The sequence below is a fragment of the Agromyces hippuratus genome (assembly GCF_013410355.1).
Taxonomy (GTDB): Bacteria; Actinomycetota; Actinomycetes; order Actinomycetales; family Microbacteriaceae; genus Agromyces; species Agromyces hippuratus.
On record NZ_JACCFI010000001.1, the window covers coordinates 1827141 to 1844764 of the forward strand.

Annotated in this window: 16 protein-coding genes; 2 read left to right on the forward strand and 14 right to left on the reverse strand. The window is 69.3% G+C overall.

Annotated elements, in window-relative coordinates:
- Positions 1 to 284 precede the first annotated feature (284 nt).
- A complete protein-coding gene (locus tag BJY17_RS08575) occupies positions 285 to 680 on the reverse strand; it encodes a hypothetical protein (protein WP_179550975.1) in 396 nt (131 codons plus the stop codon).
- Positions 681 to 851: 171 nt separating this feature from the next.
- Here BJY17_RS08575 and BJY17_RS08580 point away from each other — a divergent pair, with 171 nt between their 5' ends.
- On the forward strand, positions 852 to 1595 hold the full coding sequence (locus BJY17_RS08580) for a hypothetical protein (protein ID WP_179550976.1): 744 nt from the start codon (positions 852 to 854) through the stop codon (positions 1593 to 1595).
- Positions 1582 to 2214, forward strand: coding sequence for a hypothetical protein (locus BJY17_RS08585; protein WP_179550977.1), 633 nt, complete (start codon positions 1582 to 1584; stop codon positions 2212 to 2214). The genes BJY17_RS08580 and BJY17_RS08585 overlap by 14 nt, the downstream gene beginning before the upstream one ends.
- An 18-nt stretch (positions 2215 to 2232) precedes the next feature.
- Here BJY17_RS08585 and BJY17_RS08590 read toward each other — a convergent pair whose 3' ends face one another.
- From BJY17_RS08590 to BJY17_RS08650, 13 genes are all read right to left on the reverse strand, one after another.
- Entirely contained in the window at positions 2233 to 2571 is a 339-nt protein-coding gene (locus tag BJY17_RS08590) for a hypothetical protein (protein WP_179550978.1), read from the reverse strand.
- Complete coding sequence (locus BJY17_RS08595; RefSeq protein ID WP_179550979.1) at positions 2568 to 3443, reverse strand: T6SS immunity protein Tdi1 domain-containing protein; 876 nt, start codon at positions 3441 to 3443, stop codon at positions 2568 to 2570. Before BJY17_RS08595 ends, BJY17_RS08590 begins: the two co-directional genes overlap by 4 nt.
- Positions 3444 to 3604: 161 nt before the next feature.
- Positions 3605 to 3973 carry a hypothetical protein gene (locus BJY17_RS08600; protein WP_179550980.1) on the reverse strand — a complete coding sequence of 123 codons (369 nt, stop codon included), beginning with the start codon at positions 3971 to 3973 and terminating at the stop codon, positions 3605 to 3607.
- Positions 3974 to 4042: 69 nt separating this feature from the next.
- Positions 4043 to 4339 (reverse strand): hypothetical protein, encoded by a 297-nt coding sequence (locus BJY17_RS08605; protein ID WP_179550981.1) that lies wholly within the window; start codon positions 4337 to 4339, stop codon positions 4043 to 4045.
- Positions 4315 to 4689 (reverse strand): hypothetical protein, encoded by a 375-nt coding sequence (locus BJY17_RS08610; protein ID WP_179550982.1) that lies wholly within the window; start codon positions 4687 to 4689, stop codon positions 4315 to 4317. Before BJY17_RS08610 ends, BJY17_RS08605 begins: the two co-directional genes overlap by 25 nt.
- A 101-nt stretch (positions 4690 to 4790) precedes the next feature.
- A complete protein-coding gene (locus tag BJY17_RS08615) occupies positions 4791 to 5150 on the reverse strand; it encodes a hypothetical protein (protein WP_143231564.1) in 360 nt (119 codons plus the stop codon).
- Positions 5151 to 5220: 70 nt separating this feature from the next.
- On the reverse strand, positions 5221 to 5511 hold the full coding sequence (locus BJY17_RS08620; protein ID WP_179550983.1) for a hypothetical protein: 291 nt from the start codon (positions 5509 to 5511) through the stop codon (positions 5221 to 5223).
- A gap of 14 nt (positions 5512 to 5525) precedes the next feature.
- Positions 5526 to 11060, reverse strand: coding sequence for a polymorphic toxin type 15 domain-containing protein (locus tag BJY17_RS08625; RefSeq protein WP_179550984.1), 5535 nt, complete (start codon positions 11058 to 11060; stop codon positions 5526 to 5528).
- A 7-nt stretch (positions 11061 to 11067) separates the two neighbouring features.
- Positions 11068 to 11376, reverse strand: coding sequence for a WXG100 family type VII secretion target (locus tag BJY17_RS08630; RefSeq protein WP_074260080.1), 309 nt, complete (start codon positions 11374 to 11376; stop codon positions 11068 to 11070).
- Positions 11369 to 12028 (reverse strand): WXG100 family type VII secretion target, encoded by a 660-nt coding sequence (locus tag BJY17_RS08635; RefSeq protein ID WP_179550985.1) that lies wholly within the window; start codon positions 12026 to 12028, stop codon positions 11369 to 11371. The genes BJY17_RS08630 and BJY17_RS08635 overlap by 8 nt, the downstream gene beginning before the upstream one ends.
- Before the next feature lie 71 nt (positions 12029 to 12099).
- Positions 12100 to 12393 (reverse strand): WXG100 family type VII secretion target, encoded by a 294-nt coding sequence (locus BJY17_RS08640; RefSeq protein WP_056010942.1) that lies wholly within the window; start codon positions 12391 to 12393, stop codon positions 12100 to 12102.
- 154 nt (positions 12394 to 12547) lie between these two features.
- Positions 12548 to 13063, reverse strand: coding sequence for an FHA domain-containing protein (locus BJY17_RS08645; RefSeq protein ID WP_179550986.1), 516 nt, complete (start codon positions 13061 to 13063; stop codon positions 12548 to 12550).
- Positions 13064 to 13246: 183 nt separating this feature from the next.
- Positions 13247 to 17587: an FtsK/SpoIIIE domain-containing protein gene (locus BJY17_RS08650; RefSeq protein ID WP_179550987.1), complete on the reverse strand. Its 4341-nt coding sequence runs from the start codon at positions 17585 to 17587 to the stop codon at positions 13247 to 13249.
- Positions 17588 to 17624 lie beyond the last annotated feature (37 nt).

The window sequence follows — 17624 nt, forward strand, 5'->3', positions numbered from 1 at the left end:
CTGCATGAGGAGTTCGTCGTGCTCATGCCGCCGGCACTCTTCGATGAACACCACCGCGGCTGTCGGGTCGGCACGGAACTGCTCGTATCGTTCAGTGCTCAGCTCGTAGTACTCCTCGTAGTCCACGACGCCATTGCTGACGGGAAATGCCGCGTACTGACGGCCAGAACCCTGCTCCACTCCGAGAGAAACGATCGACCCGAGAGACGAACTCGTCCCGGAACCTCTTCGAGTGCGTTTCAGCAGGTGAACCGGTCGACACCAAGGATTCGTTCTCGCCCATCTCACGCATCTCGTCGGAATCCGCTCTGCGGCTCGAAGCTCGACAGCGGTGTGCGCTGCCCGTCGCGGAAGAGTTCGAGGCCGATCGGCAGGTCGATCACCGAGGTCATGTACAGCACGCTCGAGTCGCGGGCGACGAAGATCACGCCACCGCCTCGAACGGCGCGGACGACGGCGACTCCCAGGTCATCGGGCAGGGGCACCACGTTGAGCCGACCGGCATCGGACTGACCCGCGTCGCGAGCGAGCTGCTCGAAGAGTGCGTCCGCCGTCGCGGCGAGGTCGCGCTGCTCGGATGTGAGCGCCTCCCGGTCGACGACCTCGGGCCGCCATTTCGCGGGCTCCGGCGCCGCGCCTGCCCCCGGGATGAACTCGGGATACGACGTCGCCATGGTCATGCACCTTCTGGGAGCTGGGCCGAGCGAGCTGCTTGGGGGGCGGCGCCTGATTCGCTGCGGCTCGGGTGCATACTGTCGAGCGTACGCGAACCGGGCGCGACGGTGTCCGGGCGATAGGCTGTCCACGCTCGGAGCCGCCCGCCGGCCCGATCAGAACGCGAAAGGGCACCGATGGCCGAGCCGATCTTCGAGGCATCCGTCGACCGCGCCAAGGTCGACACGGTCGGCCGCTGGAATTCTGGCATCATCCTCGTCAGCGTCGCGCTCGGATGCCTCGTCACCGCCGGGCTCGTCTTCGCCATCGCCTCGGGCATGCGTTGGTTCACGATCATCATCGCCGTTCTCGGTGTCGCCGCCTGCCTCATCTCGACGGTGATGGCATTGCGGCGGCGACGCGCCCTCATGCTCCTCGTGACGGGCACCGACATCGCCCTCACCGTGACCGACGAAGGTGTGCGCCTCGCGGGCGCCCCGCTCATCGCCTGGCACGACATGGTCTTCGTGGGTGTGCTCGACGACCGCACGCGTTCGGCACGGATGCAGCGACTCCCCGTATCGGGCCCACTCGCCACCGCCGCGCTGAAGGCCGGCAACGGCACACTGCTCTGCGAGATCTGCGTGCGCGACGGAGCGGCACTGAAGCGCGCGTTCGGCGGCGATCGCGGTGCCGAACGCGTCACCCTCTTCGATCAGTTCGACGGCGCCCGGCGCGGCCTCATCCCCCTCATGCTCGACGCTGTGATCGAAGACTCGACCGCGCACCAGGCGGTCCGGGTACTCATCGACGAAGCCTCACGTCGAGGCGTGCCGACCGGCACCCACACGTCGGTCTTCGGGTACTTCGAGTGGAAGGGCCCCATGATCGATCGCAAATGGCCGGTCGCCGAACGGAAGGACACCCGTGGAACAGCTTGAACGACCGCTGACGACCATCCCCCAAGAGGTGCGCCGGGTACGCTCCCGCGGTCTCATGATCACCGCGGGCGCCTTCATCCTCGCCGGGCTCATCGGGGTCGTCGTGACGCTGACGTTCTACGACGCGATCGTCGAGATGTCGGCCGACTACCAGGGACGGCGGTCCGGCCTGCGAGCACTCGTGGCGCCCGGCCTCGTGCTGCTCAGCGCGGCGACGCTCATCGGGGGCATCGTCTGGCTGACGGCATGGTCGTACCGCTGGGAGCGGGTCGAGACCGGCTCCCGGGTGAAGCAGAGCGTGAACGCGTACGCACACGTCGCCCCGCAGGACGCCGCCGCCCTGCTCGATCGATTCCGCACCGGCGACCCCCGCGTGTACCTTCCGGTGCCGTCGGCCAGGAGCGGCAACGTCACCTTCGGCATCTGGCTCGCGCCGAAAGACTCGGTGGCCTACGTGACCGTCGTCGCCAGGTCGGGCAACGGCTGGCAGCCGCTGCCGCCCGTCGTGCTGCGCGAGAACGCCTACGCGGCCATCAGTCAGGTCACGGTCGACAACTACGGCGCTCGCGCCAGCCAGACGATCGTGAACGGGTTCCTCGACCCGTTCCTGCGCGGCTGACGGCTCGGCAGCCCCGGCTCAGGTGGCCGACCACCCCGGGAAGCCGGCGCACCCGTCGGTGAGACGGATGAATCCATCGGCCTTGTCGGTCAGGATGGCGTACGACGTCGCGGCGTCGCCGCCGCTGACGGCTTCGTCCATGCGCTCGAGGTTGCGCAACGCCGTCGGCAGCCAGTCGAGGAATGCGCCCGGTGGGATGTCGGAGGCGTCTTCGCTGAGGATCGCTCGCACGTCGGCGATGGCCGCACGGAGCTCGGGAAGATCTTGCGGGCGGAGCGTCGCGGAGATGCTCACGGCGACGAGCTCGGTCACGGGCAGCCGCAGTCGTTCGCAGCGCTGTTCGAGGGCCGAGGTCACGAGGTCGCCCCGCCGTCGCGCCGCTCGAACATGACGTGCGGCGTGCGCTCACCCGACCGGAATGCGGCGAGCCCGGCGTCGAAGTCCATCGCCGACGCGACGAACAGCACCGACTCATCAGGCGCGACGTAGATCTTGCCGCCACCGCGTACGGCGTGCACGGCGCAGATGCCGAGCCCGTCGGGCAGGTCGATGATGTTCAGGTTCGGTGCATCGGTGAGCTTGGCGAACAGACCGCGGGCGACCTCGACGAGGCGATCCCGGTCGGTCGCGGCATCCGCGCCCGCACCCGGCTCGCCCTGCGTCGGAATCGGGAGACCGCCGCGCACCCGCGGCTGGCCGGCGAGCTGCGTGATGAGGGCGAGGTGCTCGTAGAGGCCGCCGAGCTGCAGATTGGCCGCGTCGTTCGGGCCGCCCAGAGCGAGCAGCGGTACGAACCCGAAGCACTGCTCGAACGCGGGAACACCGTCACGGTCGCGCGCGGCCGGATACGGCTGCCACTGCCAGACGACGTCGCGGTGACGCTCGTCTTCGATGAGTGCGACGAGCCCGTCGAAGGAGAGGCCCTGCGCCACGTCGATCGCGCCGAACCGGAACTTCACGACGAAGTAGGCGCCGCCGGCGTGGAAGACGACGTCGCCGAGGGCCGTCGTGAACAACACGGTCGAACCGTCGGGCATGGCGAAGACGCTCCCGAGCATCTGCGCAGCGCGGTCTGGATCGACGACGCGGAAGAACCCGTCGGCGCCGACGAATCCGGCACCCTGACGACGCCACAGGTCGACGACTTCGGCGGGGACCTGTCCGGCGAACCGGGCAATGGTCTCCTCGCCGATCGGCGCCACCTGGGTGAACGTGTTGAACGTGGTCATTCCGGTCCTTCCTCAGCAGGCTTCACGCGACGTGCTCCACGCGGCGAAGGCTTCCACGACACCACAGATCGAGCCGCCGGGCGATGGGGAGCGCTCCCCATCCTGTCGCACATGCGCCGCTCGCGGCGAACCGGGCGGGCATAGTCGGCCGACCGGTGCGATCAGAGGCGCCCGGGGTGCGGAGGAACCTCGACACCGGCCGCGATGAACGGAGCGACCAGCACCTCGTAGTGCTCGGCAGTGAGCGTGGCGCGGGTCTGAACGGCTCGGGCCGCCATCACGGTCGCGCTCTTCGCGTCGGAATGCAGGCCGGCCACGTGCGCATCGAGCTCCGCCGTCAGCGGGCGGAGCGCCTCGCGAACATCGTGATCGAGTTCGGAGTTCTCGGCGGCTGAGATCTTGATGGCCTCGCTCGCCGCACGACCGGCGGGCATCCAGAGGTTCAACGATTCATCGAAGATCGTCGCGAGTTCTTCCGCGGGCAGGGCAGCAACCTGCTCGATGAACCGTGCCGTCGCGGCATCCAGCATCGTCTTCCTTCCTCGAGTCCTGCATGAATGGCTCTCGCCCCGTGGCGAAATGCCTGACGCGCGGAACGATCACTCGTCTTCTTCGACCACGAAGCCGTTGCGTTCGGCTGCATCGAGGAAGGCATCGAGATCGGCTGCTTCACGGAGAAGGACGGCGAGCCTGCCCTCGAAGGATGGCGAGTGGAAGCTCGCGGTTGCGAACGGATGCGTGACGACGGCGGCTCCAGGCAGCGGAGGCGGGGTCGAGGTGCTCACGAGCACGCCGGGTTCACCGGCGATCTCCATCACGATCCGGTCATCGCGGCGCAGCCGGTACCTGCGCACTGGGGCGATCTCGTCGTTCACGATGCGGGGCCCGGCGCCCACGGTGGCACTTCGGCGCCCACGATAAGGAAGGGATGGGTGAGCACCCCGTACTGCTCCTCGGAGAGCTTCGCCTGTTGCACGACACCGAGTGCGGCGGTCATCGTGTCCATGATCGCGTCATGGAGATCCGCGCTCGGATCGGCATGGAATCGCTCATGCATGGGAACGAATGCATCGCGAACCCGCTTGTCGAAGGCACTTCGGTCGGCCGCCGAGAGCTTCGCCGCCTTCCGCGCCGAGGTTCGAACCGAAGTTCCCGTGGCGCGCGCCCCCTCGCTGACCGTGACGAAATCGGTTGTCGTCAGCTGCTGCACGGAAGCGAGGAAGCGATCCAATCTCCGGGTGTCCACGACGATCATCCTCTCCTGCGGGTCACCGACGGTCAGGCATCACTCGCAACTCTACGGAAGTGCACGGCGTGCGGGGATACCTCGACGCCGTCGGCGCCCGCTCAGTTCTCGGCGTCCTGACTCGGGTGGCGCGGAATCTCCACCCCGCTGCCGACGAACGGTTCGACCAGCACCCGGTACTGCTCGGGTGTGAGCTTGCCGCGCTTGAGAATCGCGCGAGCCGTCGTCGAGATCGCAGCCCGGGCATCGGAGTGCAGCCCCATGTGGACGGCATCCAGTTCGGCTGCGCGCGGAAGCAGGGCACTGCGGATCTCGTGGTCGAGCTCGGAGTTCTCAGCTGCCGAAGGGACCGCGGCACGGCTCGCCTCCTTGCCGCCTTCACGTCGCAGTGCCACCAGGCGGCCGAACGCCTCTGCCAGTGCCTCCGGCGCCAGGGCGGTCGCCTCTTCGACGAATGTCACGGTCGCTGCTTCGAGCACGACTCCTCCAATTCCCTCATGACCGGAAGCCGAATCCAGATGGTCCGTGCACTCAGTTAACCGGCGCTGCGACCTGCGTCATCGCGTTGACCTTCTTGACGTGCAGGTTGCGCATCCCCTCGTGAACGTCACCGGTCTGCTTGTCGATGAAGATCACACGGTTGTCCCACCGTGCGAACGCCTCCCGGCCGTCGACCAGGAACTCTCGCGCACCCCACACGGGCAGGAAGTCGGAGGCATCCTCGTACCACTCAGGTGCGATGTACAGCTCGCCTGAGATTGCAGGGGGATGCGAAACGAAATACTGCTCGAGCAGAGACCGTGCCTCTTGGATCGTCACCATGTTCCCAGTCTCTCTCACTTCACTTGAGGGGCGACGACCGGATTGGCAGGAGCATCAGCATCCGCGGCGTCACCAGCATCGCTCGCATCAGCGCCCGAGTCTCCATCCGCAGCGTCGCCCGCATCAGCAGCGTCGTCCGCATCCGCAACGTCGTCCGTCTCAGCAGCCGCGTCCGAGTCCGCGTCCGCATCGTTCGCAGCGGCGCCATCCGCATCCGTATCGGCCGCCGCATCCGCACTCGCATCTGCGTCCGAGACCGCATCCTTCGGCGGATCGACCTCGAGCTCGAACCTCTTCAGCCCCTCAACCAAGCGGACGTTCTGGTCGTACAGACCCTGCCACTCGCCGAGGGCCCGCTCGCGGTCGGCGTCGCTCGCTTCCGGATCCTCGTAGATCTTCCGGCGCTCCTCGATCAGCTCGATGTTGCGCTCCTGCCAGCGCACATTCGCCGCTCGTTCCCGGTCGATCATCGCCTGTGGGCGATCTGCCATATCGGGGTTGTCGCCCCACTCCAACAGCATCGTCAACTCGGCGTCGGTGCGAGGCGTCGACGTCTTGATCACCTCGGCTGTCGGCACCAGGTCGTCGACCCGCATCGCGACGATGTCCTTCCACGGCTCCGAATCGCGCTCGTTGAAGAACATGCCGTCGAGCGAGGCGGATGCGTCGGTGTCGTTCACCTGCGCGTCGACCAGCCTGACTCCGTCGGCCTCCCTCACGAAGGAGAAGATGTGCGCACCACCATCGCGCCAGTGGCCGGTGATGAATCCGCGGGCACCGACAGGCCAGGAACTGGCCATGTCGTTCAACGCCTGCAGCGCCGTGTCACCCTCGAAGTCGCTGAGATTCTCGAAGTCCCGGGCACTGCCGTCCGCCTGCACCCAGTCCGCGGCGATCGCAAACGGGTATCGCCCTTCGAACGAGTCGGCATGCGTGCCGGCATCCGGGTCGGAGACCGAGCCCATGACGGTTGGACTGGCCATCACGTCGTATCCACGGGCACGCAGCTCGAGTGCGTTGATGACGAAGTGGCAGTTGTTGCCGAAGCGGCCGCCGTCGGCCCAGAGTCCGACCTCGTTGACCATCCGGATCGAAACGTTGAGGGCTTCAGGGGCATCCAGGTGAGGGAAGTGCGCGTCGAGGATCGGGTCGTGCATCCTCTCCGGCACCACCGCCTGGTCTTCGGGTTCCGCATCCGCAGGCTCCGCGTCCGCAGGCTCCGCGTCTGCAGAGTCCGCGTCTGCAGAGTCCGCGTCCGCAGGCTCCGCGTCCGCAGAGTCCGCGTCCGCAGGCTCCGCGTCCGCCGCCTCCGGTTCCGTGGATGACGGATCGGACTCGGCGACATCGGCAGCGTCCGCCTCGTCGGGCTCCACGTTCGTGGGGTCCGTGTCCGTAGTCTCGGGAGTCGCATCCGCAGACTCCGGGTTCGCATCCGCAGACTCGGGAGTCGCATCCGCAGACTCCGGGTTCGCATTCGGGTCGGTCGCCGTCTGTTCAGGCACAGCTGCATCATCGACACCGTCCGATACCGAGTCGGTGACTGTCGGGTCGGCATGCGGCGCCGCGTCGTTCGGTGTAGAGCCGTCGTGCGCATCGGTGGACGACTCGTCAACAGCATGCGTCGACGTCTCCGGCGACACCGCGGCACCCGACCTCGTCGGAGCAGCCGGCGTTGCCGTGCTCGCACCGGTGCCTGTACCCGTGCTCGCGGCCGAGGTCGCGCCCGGTCCCGAAGTCACCGGAGTGGCCGCGGTCAGCGTGGCCTGCGACGCCACGGCGCCCGTCTCGACGTTCTTCGCGCCGAGTTCGACCTGCAGCTTGATGTGCGGCAGCAGCTTCGGGTCGATGGAGAGCGTGGCGCCCGCGACGTCGGCCCTCAGATCGTCGATACGGCGGCCGCTCCACGCAGGACCGAGCGAACTGTTGACATGGGAGTCGCCCGCGCCGTCGAAGCGGTCCGCCCGGCCTCCCGCGCTCTGGTCGGGGCCGTGCAGCACCGCGGGCTTCGCGAAGGGTACGCCCGCGGCCGACAGCGCCTTGGTCGCATTGCTCTGCTGGGTGAGTGCAACCCTGTTATACGTGTCGTAGAAGGCGATGTTGTGCCGCCACTCGGCCACGGTCAGGTCGTTGAGCCCTTGCTGCTGCAGACCGACCTGCCGCTGGAACTCGGCCCAATCGTGGTTGTCCTTCGTGCGGTTGAAGGGGTCGACCTCGATCGGTTCCTTGAGCGAGAACGAGCCGTCATCGTTGCGCACGATCGGAGAATCAGGCTGCGCCGCGAGCGCATCGAGCTCCTGACGGATCTCGGGCGTCAGTTCGGGGATGTGATAGCCGTTGTACGTGGTACCGGCACCCTGGGATCCGTCTGACGCATGATCGGGGGCAACCGTCGCCTGGCTCGTCCACTTCGGCCAGCGACGGCCGCGGCCGTCGCCGTCGGCGTCCGCGCTGGTTCCGTCATCGGTCGTCCCCTCAGGCGTTCCTGCGTCGACGCCGGTCGACGGCGTCGCGCCGTCGGGTGTCGTCGCGTCAGGCGTCGCGCCATCGGGCGTCGCACCATCGGGCGTCGCGCCATCGGGGCTGGCGACGTTCTCCGGAGTGATCGAGGCATCCCAGTTCGTGGCGTTCGGCTCGTGCGGCGGCCACGGCGACATGTCACCCGTCTGCGCGTCGAGCGACCACACCTGCGTGCCGTCGTAGTAGGCATTGAACCAGTGGCCGTCGCCGCTGGACCGGTCGATGCCGACCACGCAGTGCGAGCCGGCGCCCATCGCGGTGAGCGAGTCGGCGATCTGCTGCGGGGTCATCGGCGTCTGCGGCAGACCTGTCCGCGCTTCCATCTCGGGCACGTCGAGGGTGCCGGTGGGCGCCTCCGACGTCGAGTCGCCGTTGAGGAAGTCGTTCAGGATCGCCGAGGTGTTGCCGCAGTTCGTCGCATACCCGTTCGCGGGGTTGTGCGGGTCGAAGTTCGGGTTGATCTCCGCCAGCGCCTGACGGATCTCCGCTTCGGTCCGGCTGCTCTGCTGCGGGGTCGCGTCGGCATCAGGCGTTCCGCCGTCGGCACCCGAGCCGGCCCCACCGTCAGGCGTCGTGCCATCGGGGGTCGAGCCGTCACCGGTCGACGATCCGTCATGGTTGGCGCCATCGGGCGTCGAGCCGTTCGGCGCCGAACCATCGGAGGCAGTGGACTGCGTCGTGCTGCCGGAGGAGGTCGATGAGCCGGCCGCCTGCGATCCGGGAAGGGTCGGGCGCATCAGCACTGCCGCCGCAGCGGCGGCACCGGTGCCCGCCATCGCGGTCGCGGCCTCGGGTGAGAGGTCGCCGAGGTCGACGCCGTCTGACGAGGATTCGGCGGCCGCGTCGCCGGCCGGGTCGGGGTTGATGCCGTCGACGTCGGTGCCATCGGCATCGGATGCCGCAGACTCAGGCGCATCGGGAGCATCAGCGTCTGCGTTCGACGTGGTGGCGGCCGGCGTGCTGGCGGCCTGGGGCGCACCGTCGGAGTGCGCCTCGGGAGTCGCCCCGTCGGCGGAACCGGCATCGGTCGTCGCAACGTCTGGTGTCCCGGCATCGGGAGCGCTCGGCGCATCCGGCGTCCCCGCATCAGGAGCACTCGGCGCATCCGGCGTTCCGGCATCCGGGGTGCTCGGCGCATCCGGGGTGCTCGGCGCATCGGAGGTGCTCGTTCCGGCATCCGGGGTGCTCGGCGCATCAGGCGTCCCGGCATCCGGCGCGCTCGGCGCATCCGGGGTGCTCGGCGCATCAGGCGTCCCGGCATCCGGCGCGCTCGGCGCATCCGGGGTGCTCGGCGCATCAGGCGTCCCGGCATCCGGCGCGCTCGGCGCATCCGGGGTGCTCGGCGCATCAGGCGTCCCGGCATCCGGCGCGCTCGGCGCATCCGGGGTGCTCGGCGCATCCGGCGTCCCGGCATCCGGAGTACTGGGCGCATCAGGCGTGCTCGGCGTACCAGCGTCAGGCGACCCGCCGTCGGCCGAACCGCCAGGAGTGGGCCCGCCGTCGCCGAGGTCGATCGGCGAGCCGTCGCCGGCACCGTTCGAGCCTCCGTCACCGGAACCCGGCGTCGGAATACCCGAGGAATCGGTGTCGACCGACGTGCCGCCGGTGCCGTTCGAGTTCGACGACGGAGTGCCCGAGCCCGGTGTCGGCGTTCCGTCGGCGGAGGTGTTCGCGCCGGGGGTCCCGGCTCCGGGGCCCGCCGGTGAACCGGAGTCCCCGCCGCGAACCGCGCTGATGCCTCGGCCGACGGCCGTGAAGCCACCGCCCATGAGCGAGCCCAGCACCATCGCGGAGATCGGGTTGAACTCGCCGCCCGTCATGCCCGACTCGACCGCGGCACTCGCGAGGCCGTCGATCGCACCAGCTCCGGTCTCGCCGGCGATCTGGCGAGTGCCCGCCTTGATTCCCGGACCGCCGCTGCCGCCCAGGAGCCTCGAGGCGGGCGACGCCACCGCGCCACCGGCGAACGCGGAGATGAACGCCGTGCCGACGTCCTGCGCCTGGTAGTCCTTCTCGTCGGCGCGGGCGGCGTTGACGCTCGTCGTCGCGATCGCGCTCGCGAGGCCCGCCTGCAGGCCCTCCTTGGCTGCGCGCAGTCCGCCGCGAACGAGCGCGCCCTTGACACCGCGGATACCGCGGAGGAAGTCCTTCAGTCGGTCGATGAGCTTCGCGATCTTGATGCACCAGCGCACGACCGTGGTGCCGACCTTCGCCGCGGTGGCGATGGCGCCGATGCCTGCGGTGACGACGGTGAGCAGGCCACCGATGGCGAGTTCGGCGGCGATCTCGATCGCCATCTGCTTCAGGAACCATCCGAGCTCTTCGCGCATGTTCCGCAGCTGCGTGCGGAAGTCGGAGATCCAGTCGCGCATCCCGTTCGCGTTCGTCTCCATGCTCTGCAGTCCGGAGCTGATGCTGTTGCGGCAACTCAGCACCTTCGCCGACTGCGGGAAAGTCATCGCGCCGACGCTCGTCAGGCTCGACGAGACCTGGCTGCGCGCGGTTCGGATGCTCTGGGCGAAATCGCCCCACGCCTCTGACGCGCTCTGCAGCTTGTCTTCGTCGCCGGTCGGGATCACGACGCCGACCTGCTGCAGCCCCCACTCGATGAGCTCCTGGAACTCGCCGAGGGCACCGGGCCATCCGGCGCCGAGTGCGCTGGGCGGGTTCGCCTTGGCCTCGTCGAAGTGAGCGGTCTCCGGCTGCGGTGAGGCACTCTTGGGGTCGAGGCCGGCGCCCGGCTTCTGCGCGGCGTCGTAGGCGCGGGCGGTGTTGTTGAGGGCGGCGTCGACGAGCCGCAGCGAGTTCGAGAACGAACGGACGCCATCGATCGTCGGACCGGCGAGCGCGTCGTAGCCCTCGCTGCCCTGGCAGAACTCTTCGGCTGCGTTGTCATCGCCGGCCATGCCGGCGCTGCCGCCGAGGCTGTGCGACAGCACACTGATCGCAGTGTCGAGCGACTGGGCGATGCCGTAGAGCTCTTGGCCGTCTTGCACCAGACGTGCAGGATCGAGTTTCACGTTGTCCGACATGAGGTCCCTATCCGAGGTTTGCTTCGATGCTGGACCAGTCGGTCGTCAGCTTCTCGATCGTGGTCGAGTACGAGTTGTGCGAGGTCTCCACCTGCTGGCGCAGGGACTCGGCGACGCCCTCGAGCGAGGTCGCCCCTACCGCCCATGCCTCGAACGAGCCGAGGAACGCCTGCATCGCGGGGCCCTGCCATTCGTTGGGCAGCATGTATGCGAACCCGCTCGCGCCCTGCTTGAGCGCTGAGCAGTACGCCACGAGTTCGCCCATCGTCTGCACGAGAGCCTGAAGCTCCGAGACGTCTGCCTGCTGTTCAGCCACGGTCTTCTCCATCGGTCGTTGCCGCATCGGGCGTTTCGGCCGCCGCATCGCCGGAATCCGATACGCCGAGCACCTGTTCGGGAGCCACCGCGGGCTCCCCATCGGCGCCGAGGCGGAACACGCCCGTGCCGATCGAGTCGTCGTCGCCATCGCCGTCGGTGTCGCCGGATCCGCCGCCGGTGGCCTGGCCGCCGGACTTGCGAGGGCCGAGCATGCCGCCGCCGAACTGCTCGACCTCGTCGTCGCCGGCGTAGTCGCGACCGAAGAACTCGGCCATGTCTTCGGCCTTCTCCTCACCGGAGGCGACACGCTTGCCCAGTCCGCCCGAGGCGTTCTTCACCGCGACCAGACCCTGCCGACCGCCCTTGAAGCTGCCGCCGACGCCGGACTCGGTTCGGGTGTAGGAGCCGTCTGCCGAGATGAGTCCCTGCTGCAGGCCGGTCAGTGCGAGACGCACCTGACCGGAGAGGGCGACGAACGTCGCCCAGTTCTCGCCGAACTTGTCGGCGTCTTCACCGACCCAGGTGGCATCGACCGTTCGCGTGACCGTGCCGTCGACGGCCGCCAGGTTCGCATCGAATGCGACGATGACGTTTCCGATGAGCGCGGCCACCTCGCTGAGCGAGTCGGCGCGTACCTTGAAATAGACCATGCGAGCTCCTGAGGGGTGAACGACTCAAGCGCCGACGCGAAGGCCGCGTCGGCACCTGAGAAAGGGGTTCGTCAGCCGTTGAAGGTGCCGGCGATCGCGTTCTCGCTGTCTTCGTACGAGAGCGCAGCCTGGTTGAGCAGGTCGCTGATGCCCTGGAGGGACTCCTTCAGCTGCAGACCGGCCTGGTCCCACTGCGAGTAGAGCTCGTTGAAGCTCTGCGACGCCGTGCCCGACCAGTCGCCCGAGATCAGGCCCTCGACGAGGGACTTCAGGTTCGACAGCTGCGACTCGATCGACTGCGAGCCGCTCGAGAGCTGCCCGGCGACACCGGCCAGCGAGTCAGAAGTGACGCGGATTTCCGCCATGGTTTCCTCCGTGGGATCAACAGGAACGTTCAGGTTCACACGTCGTGCCGTGGCATCCGCTCAATGGAACGCCTTCGACCCGACACCTGTACGTTACCCGGCGATCGGCGACCAGCCCATGGGGAGCACTCCCCATGCAGGGCGCCCAGGCAGGTCAGGCCGAATGGATGACGAAGTTCACGTCGCCGACCCACACGGTGTCGCCCGGGTGGACCTCGACCTTCGGGCCGCCGCTCTCGAGCGGGGTCAGCACGCCGTCGCGCTGCACGCCGGAGCCGTTGCTCGACCCGGCGTCACCGGCGACGAGCACGCCGTCGTTCAACTCGAGGAACAGGTGCACCCGCGACATCGAGCGAGTGTCGTCTTCGACCTCGATCGCCTGCGCACCGGTCGCCTGCGCCGTCTGGGCTGGCTTTCGACCGATGACGGCGTTGCCGGCGATCCTGACGCGCTGCCCAGTGGAGAACACGAGCTCGGCACGGCTGAGGTGCTGGCGCACCTCGACCGGGGCGGCCTTGGCCACGGGTGCATCGGGCTCAGCGGTGCCGCGCTGCTGCCACGGAAGCGTTCCGGGAAGCGGCACCGGGTCGACGGCCGAGGTCACGCGGGGAGCCGCCTGATGCTGGACGGCGGGCGCCGAAGCGGCCCCGGGCGAGAACTGCGCGGGCACCGGGGGCTTCTCCGACTGCGGGATCAGCTGTCCGCATTCGAGACAGAACATGCTGTTCGGCTGCAGGGTCGCATCGCAGTAGACGCAACGCGTGGAGGCCACGGCGAACTTCCCTTCCTCGGTGATCGGGGCATCGACCCCCTGTTCCGGCATCCAGTGTACGGCGGCGCGACACCGCCGCCGTCACTGCCGGATGTCGGGCACCCGCACCGGCATCCAGCCCGCAGGGGTCGTGAACACGCCGCCGCCGGCCGAGCCGCGACCCAGCATGAACTTCGGGATCGGGCTGCCGATCACCTGCGTGCCCATGACGGATGACTCCGGGCGCAGCACGAGCGCACGCCGCGCCTTCTTCGCCTCGACGAGGGGCCCGCCGAACAGGGTCGACACCGATTCCGTATCGGCGGCGACGACGAACGCGGCACGATGCTTGACCCCGCTGAGCGCGTGTTCGATCGGCGCGTTCTTCCACTGCTCGGCGTCGTCGACGAAGATCGTGACCCGCTGCCCGAGGGCGTCGAGGATCTCGTCGAGCTGCGCCGGGGCCGTGTCGGCCGCGGACACGACCGGCACCGAGTGCCCGGCGGCGACCTCGGTCAGCACCGACTGGCGGGCCGACACCACGAGGAGCGGCTCCTTGCGCCAGGCGAGCTGGTGCAGCATGGCGGCGAGGGTCGACGAACGGCCCGACTTGCGGCCGCCGGTGACGACGAAGCCGCCCTCGGCCGGCCAGTCGAGCGTGAACCGCGACAGGTGGTCGCCGCCGACCGCGACCACTGGACCGTCTGCCGGGCCGGATTCGCCGAGCGGCAGCTCGTAGGCCGCGGTCAGGGCCATGTACCCGGGCAACGGGTCGACCCGGAACGGCTGCGCGAGCTCGGCGAGCTGCGGGTACTGGTCGAAGTGGTCGCGCACCTGTTCGACGACGCGGCGCAGCGCCGTGGTCTGGGCTTCGCCGCTCGTCTCGCGCACGAGCACCGCGAGTTGCGCCTCGGTGCCCGCGGCGCCGAAGAGCACGCGTCCGGGCGGCAGGTCGAGCGGGATGTCCTTGGCCATGATGCCGGCCGTGCGGTAGTCGCTGATGTCGCGCAGCGGCAGCACGTACTGCTCGTCGATGAACGAGCTCACCTTGTCGCCCGTGATCGACCGGTCGCCCGTGATGAGCACGCGCACGCCCACCGCCGGACCCTCGCGGAGCACCCGCATGAACTGGTCGCGGAACGCGATGAGGGCGTCGGCGTTCATGGTCGAGAGCATCCGCTCCCAGCCGTCGAGTGCGATGACGGCGTACGGGAGCGCGTCGCCGGGGCCCGCCTGCGCCCGCTGCTCGTTGATGTGGCCCACGCCCGCCGCAGAGAGGATCGACTGCCGACTGGTGAGCTCCTCGAGCAGCCGCTGCACGAGACGCGGCAGCCGGTCGGCGTCGAGCTGGGTGACGACGGCTCCGCAGTGCGGGGCGTCGGCGAGCGGGAGCAGTGCGCCGTTGCCGAAGTCGATCACGTACAGGTGCAGGTCTGCCGGGGAGAACTGCTGCACCGTCTGCGCCAGCATCGTCCGCAGGGCCGTCGTGCGGCCCGACATCGAGCCGCCGATGAACAGCACGTGGGAGCCGTTGGCGATGTCCCACGTGAGGCTGCGCTGCGACTGCTCCCCCGGCACGTCCTCGAGGCCGAGCACCAGCGAGGTGCGCGCGACCTGCTGGTCGGCGAACCGCTCGAGCGGCAGCACGGCGGGCAGGGGCAGCAGCCACGGCGACGGGTTCTTCGCGATGCCCATCTGCTGCGTCGCGAGCGTGATCACGTCGACGAGCGCGCGGAGGTCGGTGTCGTCGTGATCGGTGTTGGCGGCGTGCGTCGGCCCCGCGCTCGGATACCGCGCCGGGAAGCCGAGCGACTCCCACTCGAGCGGAGCCTTCGGCGGCAGCGACTTGACCGCACGCTGCACGCCCGGCCTGATGCCGGCGACGCGGGCGGTCTGGAAGCCCGCCGGAGCGGCGGAGGGGCCGAGCCGCACGAAACCTCGACCGGGCGTGGACGAACTGATGAGGGCGGCCTCGCCCGATCCGAGGATGTCCGAGGAGTCGGACCGGTCGGTCACGCGGAGCGCGACGCGGAGGCTGATGTTCGACTGCATCTCGGGGGTCACGACGCCAGACGGCCGCTGCGTGGCGAGCACGAGGTTCACCCCGAGCGAGCGACCGACACGGGCGATGCGCACGAGGCCGTCGATGAACTCGGGCAGCTCGGTCTTCAGCTCGGCGAACTCGTCGATGACGATCATGAGGCGCGCGAGCCCCCGCTTGGCCGCCGTGTCGGCGTCCTTCGCCCATGCGCCCTCGACGTCCTTGGCGTTCATGTCGCGGAGCACGCGCTCGCGGCGCTTGAGCTCGGCGTCGAGCGACGCGAGCGCGCGCTCGGTCTCGCGCGCGTCGAGGTTGGTGACCATGCCGACGGTGTGCGGCAGCCGCTCGCAGTCAGCGAAGGCCGAGCCGCCCTTGTAGTCGACGAGCACGAAGTTCAGCGCGTCCGGTCGGTTCGCCATCGCGAGGCTCACGACGAGCGCCTGCAGGAACTCCGACTTGCCCGATCCGGTCGTGCCGGCGACGAGGGCGTGCGGGCCGTCGCGCGAGATGTCGATCGCGAACTCGCCGTCGGCGTTCGCGCCGACCACGACGAAGGTGTTGCGGGGCTGCTTGGCCCAGCGCTGCATGATCGGCGCCGGGTCGTCGAGGTCGATCTTCAGCAGGTCCACCATGCGCACGCTGGTCGGCAGCATCGCGTCGTCGCCCACGCCGCTCACGTGCTGGATGGAGCAGAGGCTGCGCGCGATGCGATCGGCCGCGGCGATCGAGACGCCGTCGAGCAGCACGGTCGGGTAGTACTCCTTGCCCGTCTCGAACCGACCGATCGACGGGTCGGCGGGGTCGACCACGACGACGCTGGCGGCCTCTTCGGGCAGCCGCGCTCGTTCGGAGTCGAGCGCGATGATGTGGATGCCGTGGGCGGCACCGTGCTCGAGCAACGGCACCATGCCGGGCAGCATGCGGTAGTCGCGGGCCCCGTCGACGACGATGAGGATGTCGGTCGGGATCACGGCACCGCGCTGGCTCGCCATGCGCATGCGCGTCTCGAGCGTGACGGCAGCCTCGCGCAGCCGCTCGCGGCGGCTGTCGTCGGTGTTGCCGATCATGGCGGCCGCAGTCGTGTTCGCCTGCGCGTGCGGCAACCACTGGGTCCAGCCCCATTCCGCGTCGTCGGCCTCATCGCAGATCACGATGAGTTCGGCGTCGCGCGGCGAGCGCATCGTCGCGAACGCGGAGACCATCGACCGGGCGAGGTTTCGCACGGCATCGGCGGGGCCGGCGATGCCGACCACGCCGGTGCGGAGCTCGGCGGCGACGGGCTGAGGGGTGACGCCGACGCGGGCGGGGGCCGAGCGGTCCTTGCCGCCTCCCTCGAACCGCACGTCGAGTGCGACCTCGGTGACGCCGACGCGCAGTTGCAGGGCGTCGCCGTCGCTCTTGCGTCGCTCCCAGAGTCGCGACAGCGGGCGCAGCGCGATGTCGGCGATCATGACCGGGTCGGGCATGCGGTACCAGCCCTCGAGCCGTTGCACCCGTGCCAGGTCGCTGATGCGCCGCTCGGCGACCTTGACCTCCTCGATCCACTGCTTCTCGGTCTTCAGGCCCTTCTTCTTCGCGAGCTTGCGGTTCGCGATGAACGATCCGACGACCATGATGGGGCTCGCCGCGGCCATGAGCAGCATGATGGGGCGCTGGAACACCACTGCCATCGTGACGCCGAGCACGACGGGGATGATCGCGGAGAGCCACGGCATCGGCGATTGGTCGGGGTCTTCGGGCTTGTCACCCGGCAGTTGCACGACGGGTTGCGCCTTCGTCGGCTCGATGCGCGACGGCCGGTTGAAGCCGCGACCGCCGAGGGCGTCGCGGGTGAGGTCGGCATCGGACCCGGGGGCCATGCCGATGCGGAACATGCTGCTGCCGATCTGGAACAGATCTGCCGGCACGAGGCCGACCTCGGCGGAGATCGGTTCGCCGTTCACCCAGATCGGGGCCCCCTCGACCGCGGGTGCGAGGGTCGCGGCGAGCGGGGCGGGCCGGCCGCTCTCGAGCGTCGCCGCGGCGTTCAGCGCGAGCACCGCATGCTGCGGGGCCAGGGCGGGGTCGGCGATCGTGAGGCCGGCGGATGTCGCGCTGCCGATCGTGATCGCGGCGCCCCGTGCGATCGGCACGCTCTCACCGGCGAACGGCCCGCCGACGACCTCGAGTCGGAGCGTGCCGGGGGCGAGCAGCGTCGACGCCTCAGCGGGAACGGTGGCACCGGAGAGCAGCGCGGATTCGGCGAGCGGCGTCGCCGTGCCCGCCCGAGGGTCGAGCACGCTCGGCACGACGCCGAGCGACTCCGCGACCTCGCCGACCGTCGTCGCCTCGTCGACCTTGAGGAGCCACGACGACGGCCTCCCCGCCGCGACCGGTTCGCCGACCGTCAGTCGAACGCTCATGCTGCACACCTCTCTGTCGCGAACATCATCGCCGCCG